This window comes from Nocardia sp. IFM 10818 (assembly GCF_054655275.1).
This window is the reverse complement of sequence record NZ_BAAHJH010000001.1, coordinates 5873326-5891850: the sequence shown is the minus strand read 5'-3', so window position 1 is coordinate 5891850 and position 18525 is coordinate 5873326. Positions and strand designations below refer to the sequence as shown.

At 62.2% G+C, this 18525-nt stretch carries 8 protein-coding genes, 3 rRNA genes and 3 pseudogenes; 10 read left to right on the top strand and 4 right to left on the bottom strand.

Annotation, left to right across the window (positions count from 1 at the left end):
- Both ACYQ5L_RS27415 and ACYQ5L_RS27410 read right to left on the bottom strand, forming a co-directional pair.
- Positions 1-276, bottom strand: coding sequence for an MFS transporter (locus ACYQ5L_RS27415; RefSeq protein WP_459961136.1), 276 nt, complete (start codon positions 274-276; stop codon positions 1-3).
- An 11-nt stretch (positions 277-287) separates the two neighbouring features.
- Positions 288-1430 (bottom strand): sugar porter family MFS transporter, encoded by a 1143-nt coding sequence (locus tag ACYQ5L_RS27410; protein WP_459961135.1) that lies wholly within the window; start codon positions 1428-1430, stop codon positions 288-290.
- A 519-nt stretch (positions 1431-1949) separates the two neighbouring features.
- On the opposite strand from ACYQ5L_RS27410, the gene ACYQ5L_RS27405 reads away from it, so the two are divergent.
- The 3 genes from ACYQ5L_RS27405 (at position 1950) to rrf (ending at position 7138) form a co-directional block, all read left to right on the top strand.
- Positions 1950-3466 (top strand): 16S ribosomal RNA (locus ACYQ5L_RS27405).
- 322 nt (positions 3467-3788) lie between these two features.
- Positions 3789-6899, top strand: a 23S ribosomal RNA gene (locus ACYQ5L_RS27400).
- A gap of 122 nt (positions 6900-7021) precedes the next feature.
- Positions 7022-7138: ribosomal RNA gene (rrf, locus tag ACYQ5L_RS27395) — 5S ribosomal RNA — on the top strand.
- Together the 16S, 23S and 5S rRNA genes form the textbook arrangement of a ribosomal RNA operon.
- 71 nt (positions 7139-7209) lie before the next feature.
- Here rrf and ACYQ5L_RS27390 read toward each other — a convergent pair.
- Positions 7210-7371, bottom strand: a complete 162-nt coding sequence (locus ACYQ5L_RS27390) for a hypothetical protein (RefSeq protein WP_459961134.1) — start codon at positions 7369-7371, stop codon at positions 7210-7212.
- A 464-nt stretch (positions 7372-7835) separates the two neighbouring features.
- Positions 7836-8552, bottom strand: a pseudogene (locus tag ACYQ5L_RS27385) (UvrD-helicase domain-containing protein); the annotation flags it as partial.
- Between the two features lie 1653 nt (positions 8553-10205).
- On the opposite strand from ACYQ5L_RS27385, the gene ACYQ5L_RS27380 reads away from it, so the two are divergent.
- From ACYQ5L_RS27380 to ACYQ5L_RS27350, 7 genes and pseudogenes are all read left to right on the top strand, one after another.
- Positions 10206-13589: a hypothetical protein gene (locus tag ACYQ5L_RS27380; RefSeq protein WP_459961133.1), complete on the top strand. Its 3384-nt coding sequence runs from the start codon at positions 10206-10208 to the stop codon at positions 13587-13589.
- Positions 13586-14575, top strand: a complete 990-nt coding sequence (locus ACYQ5L_RS27375) for a DEAD/DEAH box helicase (protein WP_459961132.1) — start codon at positions 13586-13588, stop codon at positions 14573-14575. The genes ACYQ5L_RS27380 and ACYQ5L_RS27375 overlap by 4 nt, the downstream gene beginning before the upstream one ends.
- Positions 14572-15840, top strand: a complete 1269-nt coding sequence (locus ACYQ5L_RS27370; RefSeq protein WP_459961131.1) for a hypothetical protein — start codon at positions 14572-14574, stop codon at positions 15838-15840. Before ACYQ5L_RS27375 ends, ACYQ5L_RS27370 begins: the two co-directional genes overlap by 4 nt.
- Positions 15841-15845: 5 nt before the next feature.
- On the top strand, positions 15846-16280 hold the full coding sequence (locus ACYQ5L_RS27365) for a hypothetical protein (protein ID WP_459961130.1): 435 nt from the start codon (positions 15846-15848) through the stop codon (positions 16278-16280).
- 104 nt (positions 16281-16384) lie between these two features.
- Positions 16385-16561: pseudogene (locus tag ACYQ5L_RS27360) on the top strand (hypothetical protein); the annotation flags it as partial.
- A gap of 842 nt (positions 16562-17403) precedes the next feature.
- Positions 17404-18087: pseudogene (locus ACYQ5L_RS27355) on the top strand (DUF1998 domain-containing protein); the annotation flags it as partial.
- A 111-nt stretch (positions 18088-18198) separates the two neighbouring features.
- Positions 18199-18522 (top strand): hypothetical protein, encoded by a 324-nt coding sequence (locus ACYQ5L_RS27350; protein WP_459963690.1) that lies wholly within the window; start codon positions 18199-18201, stop codon positions 18520-18522.
- The last annotated feature ends 3 nt before the right edge of the window (positions 18523-18525 follow it).

The following is an 18525-nucleotide window of genomic DNA, read 5'->3' as shown; positions in this document are numbered from 1 at the left end:
TCAGCCCATCTCCTCCAATGCCTTCCCCTTGGTCTCCGGAACCCACCTGAGCACGAAGGGGATCGACAGTAGGGCGAAGGCTGTGTAGATGACGTAGGTGCCGGAGAGGTTCCAATCCGACAGGCTCGGGAAGCTGGCGGTGATGACCCAGTTGGCGATCCATTGCGCCGCGGCGGCCACGCCCAGGGCTGCGGCGCGCAGCTTGTTGGGGAACATCTCGCCGAGCAGGACCCACACCACGACGCCCCAGGACAGGGCGAAGAACAGCACGAACACGTGGGCGGCGATCAGGGCGACCGTTCCCTGTGTGGTGGGGAGGAGACGCTGTCGCCGGATCCGGTCTTGGCGGAGAAGGCCCAGGCTTCCGCCGCCAAGGCCGCGGCCATGCCGGCCGAGCCGATGAGCGCCAGGGGTTTCCGGCCGATCCGGTCCACGAGCACCATGGCGATGGCGGTGCCGAGGATATTGATGATCGAGGTGGTGAAGGAGTAGAAGAACGAACTCTTCGGGTCGATGCCGACGGACTGCCACAGCGTGGAGGAGTAGTAGAAGACCACGTTGATGCCGACCAGCTGCTGGAATACCGACAGCCCGATGCCGATCCACACGATGGGCAGGAAACCGAACCGGCCGCCGAGCAGGTCGCGGAAGGTGGATCGGTGTTCGCTGTGCATGGCCCGCTCGATCTCGCGGACCCGGGCATCGAGGTCGACGCTATTGCCCTCTACTTCCGAGAGGACCTTCTTCGCCTTGTCGATCCGGCCCACCGAGACCAGGAATCGGGGCGATTCGGGGATGACGAAGGAGAACAGTCCGTACAGCGTCGCGGGCACCACCATCACGCCGAGCATCCACTGCCAGGCCTCCAGGCCGCCGATCTTTCCGCGCTGCTCGCCATCCGCGAAGGTGAGGATCGCCCAGTTCACGAGCTGAGACGTCGCGATACCGGTGACGATCGCCGCCTGTTGGAAGGATGCGAGCCGCCCGCGGTAGGCCGGCGGTGACACCTCGGCGATGTAGGCCGGGCCGATCACCGACGCCATCCCGATCCCCACTCCGCCGAGCACTCGCCACATCGCGAGATCCCAGAGCGCGAAGGGCAGCGCCGACCCGAGTGCGCTGACGGTGAACAGCGCCGCGGCGATTCGCATGACATGAATGCGTCCGATCCGGTCCGCGATCCGCCCGGCGATCGCCGCCCCGATCGCACACCCGATCAATGCGATGGCGACAACCTGGGCCAGCGCCGCCGACCCGATGTCGTACCTGTCCCGGATGGCTTCGACGGCTCCGTTGATGACGGAGCTGTCGTACCCGAACAGGAATCCGCCCATTGCCGCCGCGGCGGTAATGAAGACGACGTGTACGAGGTTGTCCGCTCCCGCCGGCTGTCCACCTTCGGATGTCTTCATGCCCGCCGATGTGTCCACGCAGACTCCTGTTGCTGTGAGAGTGCCAGTGAATTGATGATGCCCCGCCGGGGGCTCGATGCGGGCTCATGACACGGCTATCGACTTGTTAGTGCTGGTCAGGATAGCGATTTGACTCCGCACGTCGTGGCACGTAAATTATTCCAGGTCAGAGCGACACGGACACCGACCAGGACGCGAAATGCGGTCCGGGACAACGAGGTTGGACGAGGAGCGCCTGACCATCACATTGGTTCGGCTACCAGCGAATTTGTTTCGCTGAAATGTCTGGGCTAAGCTTTGGAAGCAGCCGCAGAAATCGAACGGATAAGAATCCGCGAGATGCTGTGTGCGTGTGTTCTTTGAGAACTCAATAGTGTGTCGATGAATGTCAGTGCCAAATATTTAATTTGGTTCCGGCTCTTGCCCCCGTGTGAGGGTCGGACATTTAGTCAGCTAATTTCCGGCTGGCGTTATCTTGCTGGGTTTTCGGACTCACGTGATTTTTCTGATTGGTCCTTCGGGATCGATTGAGAGTCTTCAACGGAGAGTTTGATCCTGGCTCAGGACGAACGCTGGCGGCGTGCTTAACACATGCAAGTCGAGCGGTAAGGCCCTTCGGGGTACACGAGCGGCGAACGGGTGAGTAACACGTGGGTGATCTGCCTCGTACTCTGGGATAAGCCTGGGAAACTGGGTCTAATACCGGATATGACCACGCACTGCATGGTGTGTGGTGGAAAGATTTATCGGTGCGAGATGGGCCCGCGGCCTATCAGCTTGTTGGTGGGGTAACGGCCTACCAAGGCGACGACGGGTAGCTTACCTGAGAGGGCGACCGGCCACACTGGGACTGAGACACGGCCCAGACTCCTACGGGAGGCAGCAGTGGGGAATATTGCACAATGGGCGAAAGCCTGATGCAGCGACGCCGCGTGAGGGATGACGGCCTTCGGGTTGTAAACCTCTTTCGACAGGGACGAAGCGCAAGTGACGGTACCTGTAGAAGAAGCACCGGCCAACTACGTGCCAGCAGCCGCGGTAATACGTAGGGTGCGAGCGTTGTCCGGAATTACTGGGCGTAAAGAGCTTGTAGGCGGTTCGTCGCGTCGATCGTGAAAACTTGCAGCTCAACTGCGAGCTTGCGGTCGATACGGGCGGACTAGAGTACTGCAGGGGAGACTGGAATTCCTGGTGTAGCGGTGAAATGCGCAGATATCAGGAGGAACACCGGTGGCGAAGGCGGGTCTCTGGGCAGTAACTGACGCTGAGAAGCGAAAGCGTGGGTAGCGAACAGGATTAGATACCCTGGTAGTCCACGCCGTAAACGGTGGGCGCTAGGTGTGGGTTTCCTTCCACGGGATCCGTGCCGTAGCTAACGCATTAAGCGCCCCGCCTGGGGAGTACGGCCGCAAGGCTAAAACTCAAAGGAATTGACGGGGGCCCGCACAAGCGGCGGAGCATGTGGATTAATTCGATGCAACGCGAAGAACCTTACCTGGGTTTGACATACACCGGAAAGCCGTAGAGATACGGCCCCCTTGTGGTCGGTGTACAGGTGGTGCATGGCTGTCGTCAGCTCGTGTCGTGAGATGTTGGGTTAAGTCCCGCAACGAGCGCAACCCTTATCTTATGTTGCCAGCGCGTTATGGCGGGGACTCGTGAGAGACTGCCGGGGTCAACTCGGAGGAAGGTGGGGACGACGTCAAGTCATCATGCCCCTTATGTCCAGGGCTTCACACATGCTACAATGGCCGGTACAGAGGGCTGCGATACCGTGAGGTGGAGCGAATCCCTTAAAGCCGGTCTCAGTTCGGATCGGGGTCTGCAACTCGACCCCGTGAAGTTGGAGTCGCTAGTAATCGCAGATCAGCAACGCTGCGGTGAATACGTTCCCGGGCCTTGTACACACCGCCCGTCACGTCATGAAAGTCGGTAACACCCGAAGCCGGTGGCCTAACCCCTCGGGGAGGGAGCCGTCGAAGGTGGGATCGGCGATTGGGACGAAGTCGTAACAAGGTAGCCGTACCGGAAGGTGCGGCTGGATCACCTCCTTTCTAAGGAGCACTTCTGCACTACCGCCTCACACAGGTGAGAGCTGGTGTGCCAGAGACCGTTTAGTCCTCACACGTAGGACTGCGGACGCTCATGGGTGGAACGCTGACAACCTCTTCTCATCAACAACAACCCCATGTGGTTGTTGGAGAAGATATATCGACACACTGTTGGGTCCTGAAAGAACAGACGTTCTTTCCAGGCAAAAAACGATCCGCCCGGATCTCCTTGATACCCCAGGGTTTTCACTCTGACGGTCTTGTGAATCCCATCCGGTGCGGGTGTGTTGTTTGAGAACTGCACAGTGGACGCGAGCATCTTTGTTAGTAAGTGTGTAAGAGCGTACGGTGGATGCCTTGGCACCAGGAGCCGATGAAGGACGTAGGAGGCTGCGATAAGCCTCGGGGAGCTGTCAACCGAGCTGAGATCCGAGGATGTCCGAATGGGGAAACCCAGCACGAGTGATGTCGTGTTACCCGCGCCTGAATATATAGGGCGTGTGGAGGGAACGTGGGGAAGTGAAACATCTCAGTACCCACAGGAAGAGAAAACAACAGTGATTCCGTGAGTAGTGGCGAGCGAAAGCGGAAGAGGCTAAACCGTGTGGATGTGATAGTAAGCAGGTGTTGTCCATGCGGGGTTGTGGGATCATTCTTCCTAGTTCTGCCGAACTAGGCACAAGTCAGAAACCGTTGTGTTAGTCGAAGTGGCCTGGGACGGCCTGTCGTAGAGGGTGAGAATCCCGTAGACGAAAACGCAACGGCTTGTGTGGATGACTCCCGAGTAGCAGCGGGCCCGTGAAATCTGCTGTGAATCTGTCGGGACCACCCGATAAGCCTGAATACTACCTGGTGACCGATAGCGGACTAGTACCGTGAGGGAAAGGTGAAAAGTACCCCGGGAGGGGAGTGAAATAGTACCTGAAACCGTGCGCTTACAATCCGTCAGAGCCTTCGTTTCGACGTGGGGTGATGGCGTGCCTTTTGAAGAATGAGCCTGCGAGTCATCGGTGTGTGGCGAGGTTAACCCGTGTGGGGGAGCCGTAGCGAAAGCGAGTCCGAATAGGGCGCCCTGTAGTCGCACACTATGGACCCGAAGCGGAGTGATCTACCCATGGCCAGGGTGAAGCGACGGTAAGACGTCGTGGAGGCCCGAACCCACTTAGGTTGAAAACTGAGGGGATGAGCTGTGGGTAGGGGTGAAAGGCCAATCAAACTCCGTGATAGCTGGTTCTCCCCGAAATGCATTTAGGTGCAGCGTCACGTGTTTCACGCCGGAGGTAGAGCTACTGGATGGCCTAGGGGGCCCACAAGCTTACCGAAGTCAGCCAAACTCCGAATGCCGGTGTGTGAGAGCGTGGCAGTGAGACTGCGGGGGATAAGCTTCGTAGTCGAGAGGGAAACAGCCCAGATCGCGGCTAAGGCCCCTAAGCGTGTACTAAGTGGAAAAGGATGTGGGGTCGCGAAGACAACCAGGAGGTTGGCTTAGAAGCAGCCACCCTTGAAAGAGTGCGTAATAGCTCACTGGTCAAGTGATCCTGCGCCGACAATGTAGCGGGGCTCAAGTACACCGCCGAAGCCGCGGCATTCGCACATTATCTTGCCTTCGGGCCAGGAGTGCGGATGGGTAGGGGAGCGTCGTATGGCCAGGGAAGCGGCGGAGTGATCCAGCCGTGGAGGCCATGCGAGTGAGAATGCAGGCATGAGTAGCGAAAGACGAGTGAGAAACTCGTCCGCCGAATGACCAAGGGTTCCTGGGCCAGGTTAATCCGCCCAGGGTGAGTCGGGACCTAAGACGAGGCCGACAGGCGTAGCCGATGGACAACGGGTTGATATTCCCGTACCCGTGTACCCGCGCCAAATATCGAATCATCTGTGCTAATCGTCCAAATGTGGCGAGACCTCCTTCGGGAGGCTCAAAGCGGCTGCACGAGACCCTGGGTGTAGTAGGTAAGCGATGGGGTGACGCAGGAAGGTAGCTGGGCCAGGTGATGGAATACCTGGTGTAAGCGTGTAGGGCGTCGTGTAGGCAAATCCGCACGACACATGGCCTGAGACGTGATGCGTAGCCGATTGAGGCGAATTCAGTGATCCTATGCTGCCGAGAAAAGCCTCTAGTGAGTTGGTACACGGCCCGTACCCCAAACCGACACAGGTGGTCAGGTAGAGAATACTAAGGCGATCGAGATAACTGTGGTTAAGGAACTCGGCAAAATGCCCCCGTAACTTCGGGAGAAGGGGGACCCGATCTGGTGATAGGACTTGCTCCTGGAGCTGGGTTGGGTCGCAGAGACCAGAGAGAAGCGACTGTTTACTAAAAACACAGGTCCGTGCGAAGTCGTAAGACGATGTATACGGACTGACGCCTGCCCGGTGCCGGAAGGTTAAGAGGACCGGTTAGCGCTTCGGCGCGAAGCTGAGAATTTAAGCCCCGGTAAACGGCGGTGGTAACTATAACCATCCTAAGGTAGCGAAATTCCTTGTCGGGTAAGTTCCGACCTGCACGAATGGCGTAACGACTTCTCTGCTGTCTCAACCACAGACTCGGCGAAATTGCATTACGAGTAAAGATGCTCGTTACGCGCGGCAGGACGAAAAGACCCCGGGACCTTCACTATAGCTTGGTATTGGTGTTCGGTACGGTTTGTGTAGGATAGGTGGGAGACTGTGAAAGCCACACGCCAGTGTGGTGGGAGTCGTCGTTGAAATACCACTCTGATCGTATTGGACCTCTAACCTCGGACCCTGATCGGGTTCAGGGACAGTGCCTGGTGGGTAGTTTAACTGGGGCGGTTGCCTCCCAAAATGTAACGGAGGCGCCCAAAGGTTCCCTCAGCCTGGTTGGCAATCAGGTGTCGAGTGCAAGTGCACAAGGGAGCTTGACTGTGAGACCGACAGGTCGAGCAGGGACGAAAGTCGGGACTAGTGATCCGGCACCGGCAAGTGGAAGCGGTGTCGCTCAACGGATAAAAGGTACCCCGGGGATAACAGGCTGATCTTCCCCAAGAGTCCATATCGACGGGATGGTTTGGCACCTCGATGTCGGCTCGTCGCATCCTGGGGCTGGAGTAGGTCCCAAGGGTTGGGCTGTTCGCCCATTAAAGCGGCACGCGAGCTGGGTTTAGAACGTCGTGAGACAGTTCGGTCTCTATCCGCCGCGCGCGTCAGAAACTTGAGGAAGGCTGTCCCTAGTACGAGAGGACCGGGACGGACGAACCTCTGGTGTGCCAGTTGTCCCGCCAGGGGCACGGCTGGTTGGCCACGTTCGGAAGGGATAACCGCTGAAAGCATCTAAGCGGGAAGCCTGTTCCAAGATGAGGTTTCTCACCCCTCGAGGGGGTAAGGCCCCCAACAGACCATTGGGTTGATAGGCCGGAACTGGAAGTCCGGTAACGGGTGCAGGTGACCGGTACTAATAGGCCGAGGACTTACCAACAAAGAAGCTACGCGTCCACTGTGCGGTATCTGAAACAACACACACCGTGTTGGAGGCTCCGGTCTCCGACCGTGTGGGGAGTTTCGGGGGCTAAGCCCCCGAACCCCTTGGTTTCATAGAGTTACGGCGGCTATAGCGGTGGGGAAACGCCCGGTCCCATTCCGAACCCGGAAGCTAAGGCCACCTGCGCCGATGGTACTGCACTCGACAGGGTGTGGGAGAGTAGGACACCGCCGGAACATCATTCGCAAAGGCCCCCAGCATCAGCTGGGGGCCTTTCGCGTATCTACAGCGAATTGGAATCCGATAGTCAGCCTTGGATGAATCCGATCCAGATGTAGTCCCGTGCTCGAGTCAGGGCGACCATGGTTTGTCGCGCAGTCAATTCCGCTCGATCGCGTTCGGCGCCGGTGAGCTCTTCGAGTGGCTTCGATGGTGCTTCGGTGATGTGGAAGACCGCGGCGAAGTCCATGCCCTTCGCGCGATGGACTGTGCCGACCTTGACTGCGTCTTGGTATGTCCCGTCATAGTGTTCGAGGGACAAGGTGGGGATGTTCGCGCGGCGCAGGGCGGCTCGGTACCGGTCGGAGTCCTTGTTCGTAGCGGTGATGACAGCCATATCCGAACGGTCGATGTCGCAATCGGAGATTGCTTGAACGAGGCGGGTACCGGCCTCGTGGCGCGGGAAGGTTTCGGACTTGGCGGTGCCGCCGGGGAGGACGACATCGGTGTCGCGCAGGACGAAGCCGGGGCTCCGTCAAGGTCGTCCACCGTGTTGGTGGCGTCGACCTGTTTGGCGTAGTCGTGAACCGCTTGGCGGTTGCGATAGTTGGTGCGTAGTACGGCGCCGCGGCCGACGATCGGGATTCCTGCTGAGGAGAGCCGCCAGCCGCCGGGATAGACCTGTTGCTGGCCGTCACCGACAAGAAGCAGGGGAGCAGCCGAGCTACCGCCGGCGATCTGATGGACCAGCTTCAGTTCCATCAGCGTGAAGTCCTGAACCTCGTCGACGACGACAAGCGCGTAAGGATCGTCGATCGGTGCTTCCCGCAGCTCGGTGATCGCCTTGTCGATGACGTCGTTGAAGTCGTCGAGCTTGCGGGCTTCGAGGTTTCGCCGATAGGGCAGGAACAGACTCTCCCAAACGATCTCTCGGCGAGCTCCGTCGAGACTCAGACGGTTGCGGCCGGCGCGCTCGATGCCTTTGTATTCGTCGAAGGTAGTGATCCCACGTCCCTTGATCACTCGATGAATCTCGTCTTTCCAGTACGTCGGACTCGGCTCGATCGGTGTGAGCAGATCGCGAGCAGTGTCGAGCCAAGCCCGGCTGAACGCGTTCTCGACCGCCCCCTCCTGGAGATTGACCGTAACCCTCCGGTCGTTGAGGAATCGCAAGGTCCATGCGTGCAGCCCAATGAACTCCGCCCGGTCACCCGCGTGCGGGGCGAGACGCAGGAATCCCGATCGGTGATATGCCGGTAGGGTTTTCACGAAGCTGGTAAATAGCAGCCAGCCTGGCTGGTTCTTCGCAAGACGCGCCATCCTGTGCAGCGCCACAACGGTTTTCCCGGTGCCGGCCGGGCCGCTGAATCGTGCGGGCCCGTTGAAGTTTCGGTGCACCAACTCCAGCTGACTCGGATCCAGGAACGTCATCCACTCCTTGAACGGCCGCACAAGTGCTTTCGTTCGCTCGTCCTCGTGCAGCGATGAGGTGGTGAAGAGCGCTTCACCCACCAGCACCTCGGTCTCCGGTGCACTGTCACTGGAGATCAGCTCGAACCAGGTGTTCCGGGCCGCGACGGTGAAGGCGATCTGACGTGCGCTCTGTTTCGACAGTTTGGCTTCGCTGAAGAGTTGACGTGGCAGAGATGTCGGATCCGCTGCGATGAACTGCGACTCGGCCGCGGTCTGTACAGCGCTGCTCATGAGGAGCATCAGGTCGATCATGTGTGGCACGTACCGGTTTCGCCCCGAGGTCAGGTTCGCAAAGGTCTCCTCCGCACGCCTGCGGATCTCCCGTAGCTCGGTCCTCGGTGGAATGCCCTCGGTGAACACGAATGCGAATACGCCACCCGGACCAACTGCGAATGCGGCTGCGCGACCTTCGAGTGCAGGCCCGCGATCCTTCTCGATCAGCACATGCCAACCGCTTCGCATCAGTGGCACCGACAGAAATCGTCGCTGAGCAGCCGACAAGAACGGCAAGCCGTCCAACTGCCGCTCCACCCACTGACGCCGTCGCTCGAACCTCATGTCGACCATCGCGGTCCCCCTTCTCCCTCAGCGCGGTGGCCGCTCGCGCCATCCCTGCGCTGGAGCTCATTCCGCTGATCGATTGAGTTGCTCTGTGTAGCAATGTATTTCCGGATCTACCGGCGCGAATACGGGAACGCCGACAATGGCACGATCGGTCAGAGGTCCACTTCGGGCCGAGGCAGGTCCCCGGATTCGGTATTCGGGCTGCAGGATCCCGGCGCGTGTGTGAACATGTTCTGTTCTGCACAGCCGTGTCACCGGGGAACAGTGAAGCAAGGCCGAAAAGAAGAGCTACAGAAGGCAATTCGCATGCTTGTCGCGAACGGGCCTATCGCAACGGAAGACCTGATTGCTCAACTTGCAACCAGAGGGTTCCGCCGGGTGGACGTCGGGGATCTGTTCATGCTCTGCCATCCCACCTGAGCCGGTGACGAACCCGATCGCGCCCGGCTGGAGGGATCCGGCTGCGGAGGCGAGGGCGGCGCTCAGTGCAGAGAAGGCCGCAGCCGTCGGCAAAGCGGGCAGAATCTGGAGCTCATCGATGGGGGACGCCTGGAGGAGACTCCGAATCGACGAATCGTGCGGTATGAGATCCAAGGCAGTGAGAACGTGCGGGAGGGCACTGCGGCGACACTGGTCGTGCTGCTAGCCGAACTTCTCGACGCACCATGCGCCCCTTCTCGGTGAACCCCTCGCGCTCGATCACTGCACTGTCGAGCTTCCTCGATGGATGCCGAGCCGCCGAGCGTGATAACGGCCTACAGCGTCGGCCAGTGCAGATCGATGTAGGCGGGCATCTCCACGGACATGGTCTGGCGCCTGCCCGATCGGGGTTCGGAGCATGCACGTCGCCATGCGGACGGTGTGGCGCTTCGTGCCCATCAACACGATTTTCGCTAATATGTTCGAATTGTGGGAATTGCATGATCCTCATGCGCGGGTTGGACCGAGTCGGCGCAAGTCGGATTGCATCGGCTCGAAATTCATGACTTGTCGGACGGATGTGGGAAAGTCTGAGGGCGAGACTTCGAGCGATTTGGGGGAGTTCCGGTGGGGCGGTCGTTGCTGTGGGATTTGGCAGGTGACGAGGAGTTTAGGCTCGGCCGGGAACTCGACAGGGTCGCACTGTTCTTCGAACTCAATCTCGACGAGGACGATATTCGTCGCGCGCAGGAGATCTATGGGCGAGTCGCCGCCCAGATCGTTCCGGCGCATGGTCCCCGACGGTTGGTGCGGAAGTTTCCGGCGTTGACCTTGACATCGCTCATCGGACACGCCGGCCTCTCCTACGAGCAGGGGCGTTACTGGGAGAGCTTCTGGGCGGAGTTGGGACTCGAGCGTGATCCCGAGTTCGAGAACATTCTACGGAACGAACTGGGTGGATTGCTGCGGCGATTCCGACTGCGGGAGTTCCCTGAACTGGCCGGAAGTTACGTCCGAATCATGGCAATGCACGCCGGGATTCCTGTGCATTGCCTCGGCGATCTGATCGACGTGATCGAACAGCATCTGACCCATGGGCGTGCGTCCAGCGGCGCTGCGGTGTTCGAATGGCTCACCGAACCCGGGATGGGCTATCGGATGGGCCAGCTCGACGTTCCGGTGCGGAACTTCCTGCAGCTGGGCGGAGAAATCGCCGTGGACATCATCGATCGAATCCTGGATTTCATCGAGTTCACGGCCGAGCATCCCGGCGTATGGAACGACCTCGATCTGGACACATCGACAACCGGACTGCCCTCCATGCTGCTCGACGGCTTGATCGAACGACTACGCGAACGCCCGTTCGGGAACGGCATGGCGGGCACCGTATCGGTGGCGCGCGGAAGGTCACCGGCGATCGCGTACTCCATGCACGATGACCAGATCACTGTCGGCATCCCGTATCCCCTGAGTGCGCCGGAGCTGCCGTGGAAAGTCTCCTTCGACGGCGACACTCGTGAGGTGTACGCGGAGCGGGGCTGGGCCGTGGACATGGACGGTGAGCATCCACTGACACCGGTTCCGGTGACCAGACCTGTCCGCGAAGTCGTGCTACGTCACGACGCATCGGGGGCACAGCAGCGAATTGCCTTGGTGGACAAGAATGATCCACTGCTCCTCTTCGACGTCGAGGGCGGCTTCATCGCACGCCGCCATGCGCTCCCGCGCGATGTGGTCCTCGCCGTCCATCCCCATGACGCCGTCATCGTCGATGCCGTGTCGGGCGAGCCGGTGACCTCGCACGAGGACATCCGGATGCCGTCCGGGTGGCGCGGTTGGCTCGCGCACTGCGTCGATTTGAGCCGACATGGCTCGATTCAGCTGCGCCGGAAGGGCGTTGGGCTCGGGGCGGTGCGGGAGGTGCGCGCCGTCGGCGCACCAACGCTCGAGCTCGGGGATGCCTTGGACGGGGTGCGAACGGCGAGCGGGCTCTCGGTGTATTCCACCAGGCCGCTCGTGACGTTGCCGCCATATATGGGATCCGAGCCCGCGGTCTGGCGCGTTCGCGTGCGCCGTTCGGGCCGTGCGGAGTGGCTGGTGACCGACGAGTGGGAGTCGAGCACGGACCATGCCTGCCTGGACCCCTTCGAGGGTCTGCCACGAGGACTACTCGGACATTTCGAGGTGATCGTGAGCGGTCCGCTTGGGTCGGATCTGCGGTGCATGGTGTTCATGGCGGAAGGGCTCACCGTCGACCACGGCATCTACTTCCGCTCTCCGGTGCCCGGTGGTCTGTCGCCCAGTACAACCCGGATCGCTTGTGAATCGCCGCTGTCGGTCGATCGGGAATCGGTCGGATTCGATGTCGACGCCCGCGAATCTCAGATTCTGGTTCGCAGTGGGGATTACGTTCACAAATTGGTGCTCGAGCCGCCCCACGTCGAATCCCGGATCGACGTGATCGGCGCACCCGCCCAATGGCGCACCGCCGCACATGTGCTCGCCCCCGCCGATCTCGAGGCGCATGCGCTGATTGCCGCGCGGGTGCCGGGGGAGGTCGTGGTCGATTTCGCCCTGCTTGATTCGTCGGGTTCGGTGCTGCAGACCGAGGTTCCGGATGTTCCGGCGGACAACGTCTTCCAGATCTCGAGCCGAGTCTTTGTCGACACCGTACGCCGGATCGGCGCGGGCAGGTTGGTTGCGCGGATCGATGATCCCGAGGGCGGCTCACATCAGGTCACGATGGCTCACATCAGACCGGCGCGGTTGTGCGGCGGTGTGCGCATCGAGGATGGACTGCTCGTTTTCGATGCACTCGCCGATGAGGATCTCGGAGCCTTCGTCTGGGCCACAACGGCGCCATGGCGGCCACCGGAACAACTCGCCATCAGTGGCAGCCGGGTGGTCTTGCCGGAGGAGTTGCGGGACGCGGGGCCGCTACTGGTCCAGGTATTCGTGGACGATCCGTGGATCAGCATCCCGGCGCCGCGCAAGCCCGAACCCGCTGCGATCCGGGTCGCGCAATCCGGATGGGTCCGCGATGAGGACCCTGCGCGGGACGAGCTGTCGCGCTTTCTGGCAGCGGCAGGTCCTGCCCCGCGATCGGCCGAAGCGATGAGCGAGGTGTGGGCGGCGCTGGCGACATTGCCTGCCCAACGGTCCGACACGGCCACCGAGCGCCTGCGCGGCTCGCTGATCCGGGTGCTCGCCACGGACGCCCGCGCGGCACTGGAGGCGTTGGGCGGCAGTACCATTCCGGCGGATGAGATGGTTCCGCTGCTGATTCGCACGGGACTGGTCGACCGCGGGTACTCGACCGAGGTCGTGCGGGAGGGCCTGCACGCCAACCCTTGGGTGGGATGTCTGGCTGAAATCGCTGATCTCGCTACACTCGGGCCATTGCCCACCGAACGGTCCAGAGCGGTGGGCTATCTCGAAGACCGGGGCGGGGAGTGGCTGGTCGACCTGCTGCGAGGCCGGGTGGGCGATCCGCGCGTCGGTGTCTTCGACCAGAATGTCGAACGCGTGCACTCGTTCCCACCCGATCAGGTCGACGCGATGTTCGAGGCCTTCCGGCTGGTGCCCGGCGCACTGCTCGACGGGGACACTCGGACCAGCGCGACCGTCGCGGCCTTCCACGTGCGAGAACAATGGGTCCGCGAGCCTGCCCGTGGCATCCTCACTTCGTGCACGGCGGTCGCGCTGCGGCGGATAAAGCACGCCGCTCCGCTGATGTACGACGTGATCCGTGCGCGCAACGAGGTGCTGGACGGCGTTGATGTTGTCGCACACCCGTGGATGTGGTTGTCGTTGCAGTCGCTGACAATGGCGGCCCTGGCGCGGTTGGATGCCCGCGGCCGGTTCGACAGCCCGCCGATGACGTCCGAAATGCGGGAGGCGTGGGCTCGCATGGCGGATCTCTGTCCCTCGATGGCTGCGACGGACTTGCTCATCGCCGATGCGATCGCCAGTTTTGTGACCCATGGAGACCTGATCGGAGACCATGAATGACCGACCGACTCGACCCGTTGGCCGCGGGCGCCGATATCGAGGCCGGCTACAAGCGGTATCTCAAGACATTGCTGGCGCCGCGCGATCCGGGTCTGGCGGCTGCGTTCGATCGGGCCGTGGACGAGACCACCTTGCTGACGAAGGGGCCGCTGCTCGAGCTCACGCCGCCCTATGCGCCGGGTATGTCGTTGCGGCAGTTGATCTCCGAGGGTGTGCTGCATCCCGGGTTCGCCGACTTGGGTGGCACCGTCAATCTGGACCGGCCGCTGTATCGGCACCAGGAGACTGCCGTTCGTAAAGCTGTCGCAGGCCGGAACCTGGTGGTCAGCACCGGCACCGGATCGGGAAAGACCGAGAGCTTCCTGCTGCCCATCCTCAATGCGCTTGTTGCCGAACGGGCCGCGGGAACTCTCGGCCCGGGCGTGCGGGCGCTGCTGTTGTACCCGATGAACGCGCTCGCCAACGACCAACTGAAGCGACTGCGTGAGCTCTTGGCGCAGATGCCAGATCTCACCTTCGGCCGCTACACCGGGGAGACGAAAGAGGCGCCCGCCGAGGCGGAATCCATGTTCCGGGCCTTGCATCCGGGTGAGCGGCGGCTGCCCAACGAGCTGCTCAGCAGGCAGGAGATGCGCGCCACCCCGCCGCATATTCTGCTGACCAACTACGCCATGCTCGAATACCTGCTGCTCCGTCCCGCGGATCTCGATCTCTTCGACGGCGAGTACGCGGGCACCTGGCGATTCATCGCTCTGGATGAGGCGCACGTGTACGACGGTGCGCAGGGCTCGGAGGTGGCGTTGCTGTTGCGGCGTCTGCGTGAACGTGTCGCCCCGGGTTCCAGCTTGCAGTGCATCGCGACGTCGGCTTCGCTGACCGGCAGCACCGAGGAGTCGCAAGGCGCCGAAGCCACCTTGTTCGCTCGCAAGTTGTTCGATGCTCCTTCGAATTCGTCATCGACGATGAGCGACAGCAGGATCTGGTGACGGCGACGCGACTGCCGCGCCGGGACGCGCCGACCTGGACCATCGACGACGACGAGCTGATCGCATTGGCGGACGCGGACGCTGATCTGTCCCCGCTCGGATCGCGTTCCGCCGCTGGTGATGTCGCCGACGCGCTGCACGACGAACGCCGGATCAGTGATCTGAAGGCGATCGTGTCCCGCGGTCCGGTCGACGTGCACACTCTCGCCGCCAAGCTGTGGCCGGATGATCCGCACGCCGCGATCAAACTCGAGGCGCTCGTCGCGCTCGGCTCGAAAGTACTGGATGTTGAAGGTAATCCGGTGTTGTCGGCGCGCTATCACATGTTCGTGCGCGCCACCGAGGGTGCGTACGTCAGTTTCACCGAGGGTGCGCCGCGAGTATTTCTCGGAAGGCACGAGATCGATCCCGAGACCGGGCGCGCGGTGTTCGAGTTCGGGACCTGCCAGCGTTGCGGGGCGGTCCATTTGGCCGGGCAGTTGAGCGCGCACGAGGGCCGCCAGTACTTCCGGCCCGCCGCGAACGACAACGCGGAATCGGTACGGTGGCTGGTCCTGACCGACTCCGACAGCGAGGGTGTGGTCGACGAGGACGAGGTCACGCTGTCGGAGGATGCTGATTCTCAGGCGTCGACCGGCGTCCGGCAGCTGTGCACCGGCTGCGGCGCGCTCACGACTCGATCGCGCGGCTGCGGCGGTCCACGATGTCCCGGCGCGCCCGTGCTGCGCGTGCGGGAGCATGGCACGCAGGCCCGGGTGATGAGCAAGTGCACGGAATGCGGAGCTCGTTCACGACAGGTGATCCGCCGGCTGCGCACCGACGTCAATGCCGCGCCGGCGGTCATCACCACCGCGCTCTATCAGCATCTGCCCGCGGCGAGCGACGAGTCCGCCGAGCAGGTCGGCGCGGGCCGGAAGCTGCTGATGTTCTCCGACTCACGCCAGGCCGCGGCCTTCGCCGCACCGTATCTCGCGCGTACTTACGGTCGAATGCTGGAGCGGCGCTACCTGACGCAGGCACTGTTCGATCCGCGCAATGGCGGTGAGGAGCTGTCGGTGGAGGATCTGGCCGCCGATGTGCGCGCCGCCGCCGTCAAGGCGCAGCACTTCGATGAGCGGGCAACCCGGCGCAGCATGCTGCGGGAGGTGAATCCGTGGATCATGGCCGAGCTGATGACGATGGATCAGCGCCAATCGCTCGAGGGCCTTGGCATGATGCGGGTATCGCTGTTCCGCTCCTCGAGACCGCGCCGCCGAAAGGCCTGACGCAGTTGGGGCTTTCGGCGGCCGAAAGCTGGGGACTGCTCGAGGAGTTGGTGAAGACCGTCCGGCTGCAGGGCGCGATGACCCTGCTCCCGGAGGTGGACATCAAACAGGCGATATTCGAGCCGCGCAATACCCGGATCCGGATCCGGTCGATGGATTCGGATCGGACCCGGCGCATCATCAGCTGGCTGCCGGGTGGTCGGCCGGGCACGACGAACAATCGAATTCTGTTCGCGCGCAAGGTGCTGGCCGCGCTGGACTCGCACCTGCCCGCGGACAAGCTGCTCGACGGTTGTTGGCGGTTCCTGGTCCAGGAGTGCTACGTCGTGCTCGAGCGGGACAAGTTCGCCGGCGATGTCTATCAGGTCGATCATGAACAACTGCGGATCCGGGCTACCACGACTGCACCTGGTACCAGTGCTCGGCTTGTCGTCGGCTGACTGCCAACAACATTCGGAACCTGTGCCCCCAAGGCGCGTGCGACGGAACGCTGACCGAGTTCGTCCTGCCCCCGGTGGAGCGGGACTCGAATCACTATCGCTCGATGTACCGGACGCTGGTCCCCGCGCCACTGTCCGCGGAGGAGCACACCGCGCAGTGGGAGGCCACGGAGGCCGCCGATATCCAGCGCAGATTCATCACCGGCGAGGTGAACGTGCTGTCGTGCTCGACAACCTTCGAGCTCGGCGTCGATGTCGGCGATCTGCAGTCGGTGGTGTTGCGAAATATGCCGCCGAAGACCGCGAACTACGTCCAGCGCGCCGGTCGGGCGGGCCGCCGCGCGGCATCCGCCGCGCTGGTGCTCACCTATGCCAAGCGCAGCTCTCACGATCTGTCGAAGTTCCAGAAGCCGGAAACGATGATCGCGGGCGAGATGCGTATCCCGTGGATTCCCATCGACAATGAGCGGATCGGGCGCAGGCATGCGCATTCGGTCGCGCTGGCCGCGTACTTCCGGCATCGATTCGAGCGCGACGGGCTCATCTGGCGACACGCGGGTCCGTTCTTCGAGCCCGGGCCCGGCGATGCGGACTCGGCCGCCGCGCAGATCCGGGATTTCCTGACACCGGTACCGCTCCGAATCAGGGAAGCCTTGCGGGCCGTACTGCCGGTGAATGTCGCCGCGGCAATCGGTGTCGACGACGATTCGTGGGTAGGCCGGCTGTGCGAGTTGCTCGCCATCGCCGAGCAGGACATCCGCAATGACGTGACGACTTTCCGGAATCTGATCGAGGAGGCTTCCGCCGCCCAGAAGTACTCGCTGGCGGGGCGTCTGCAGAAGACCCTGCGGACCATCGAGGACAGACAGCTCATCGGCTATCTCGCGAACAAGAACATCCTGCCGAAGTACGGCTTCCCGGTGGACACGGTCGATCTGCGAACCGCGCACTGCGAAGGGGATATCGGCGGCAAGCTGGAGCTGTCGCGGGATCTCGGTCAAGCCATCTTCGACTATGCGCCCGGCAATCAGATCGTGGCGGGCGGAAAGGTCTGGACCTCGCGGGGGCTGCACAAATTGCCGAAGCGTGAGCTCGAGGAACTCCAGTATCGAGTCTGCCGCGAATGCAATCGCTTCGAATGCGGTCACGGACTCGATGTGACCGCGGTGTGCCCCAACTGCGATCAGCAGTTCGGCAAGATACGCACCTGTGTCGTGCCGGAGTTCGGCTTCGTGGCCGATCGCCAGGTCGAGGAGGTGAAATCCGAACCGCCGCAACGTGTATGGGGTGGATCCAGCTACGTCGAGAGCGTTGGCGACGTGACCGAGACCTTCCAGTGGCAGTCGACCGTCGGCGTCGAGATCCAGGCTCGGGCCGGCACCCGCGCGAGGATGGCGGTGATCTCCGATGGCGGTGGCCGAGGCTTTCTGCTGTGCGACTGGTGCGGATGGGCGCAGGCAGCCACCGGGAAACCGCACAAGGGGTCGCACCCGCGGCCGGTTACGGGAGCTCCTGTAGCGGCCCGCTGCAAGTGGTCTCGCTGGCGCACCGCTACGAGACCGACGTCGCCGAGTTCACCTTCGCGGATATGTCCTACGACAAGGAGTCCGAATCGAAGTGGCTCTCGGTGCTCTACGCGCTGTTGGAAGGCGCGTCCGAGGCGTTGGAGATCAGCCGCGATGATATCGATGGCACCCTGTCGTGGAGTGCCGACGGTCGGCGTAGCATCGTGCTCTTCGATACGGTGCCGGCCGGGGCGGGGGCGGCGAAGAAGATCGCCGAGCACCTCGAGAAGGTCATCCAGCACGCGGTCGATCGGGTCAGTTCCTGCGACTGCGGTTCGGAGACCTCGTGTTACGGCTGCCTGCGCTCGTTCCGCAACGATCGTGTCCACGACCGGCTCTCGCGTGCGGGAGCGTTGGAGATCTTCGCGAAGCTGAAGGTGCTCGGCACCACCTCCGAGCTGGAGGGGCCATGGGGTGTGAACCCCGTGTTCATGTCGAAAGCCGTCGTCGACCTGTTGGCCGCACTGTCCCGCAAGGGCGTGGCCGAGCCCGAGATCGGCGTCGACCTGGGAACGCATTACTGGCCCGTGGAGGCGGTCTGGCCGGATGTCGGCGTCGCGCTGGTCGAAGGTGTCGACGCGGACCGTGACCGCGGTCTCGAGGTCGACGGCTACCAGGTCGTCGGGGTCGAGGAAACGGATCCGGATCGGTTGGCAGCCATGCTTATTCGAGCCTGAATC

What these genes read in the sequence shown, in the direction of transcription:
- ACYQ5L_RS27375 (WP_459961132.1), top strand. Translation starts at nt 13,586, where the DNA reads ATGACCGACCGACTCGACCCGTTGGCCGCGGGCGCCGATATCGAGGCC.
- ACYQ5L_RS27390 (WP_459961134.1), bottom strand. Translation starts at nt 7,371, where the DNA reads ATGGACTTCGCCGCGGTCTTCCACATCACCGAAGCACCATCGAAGCCA.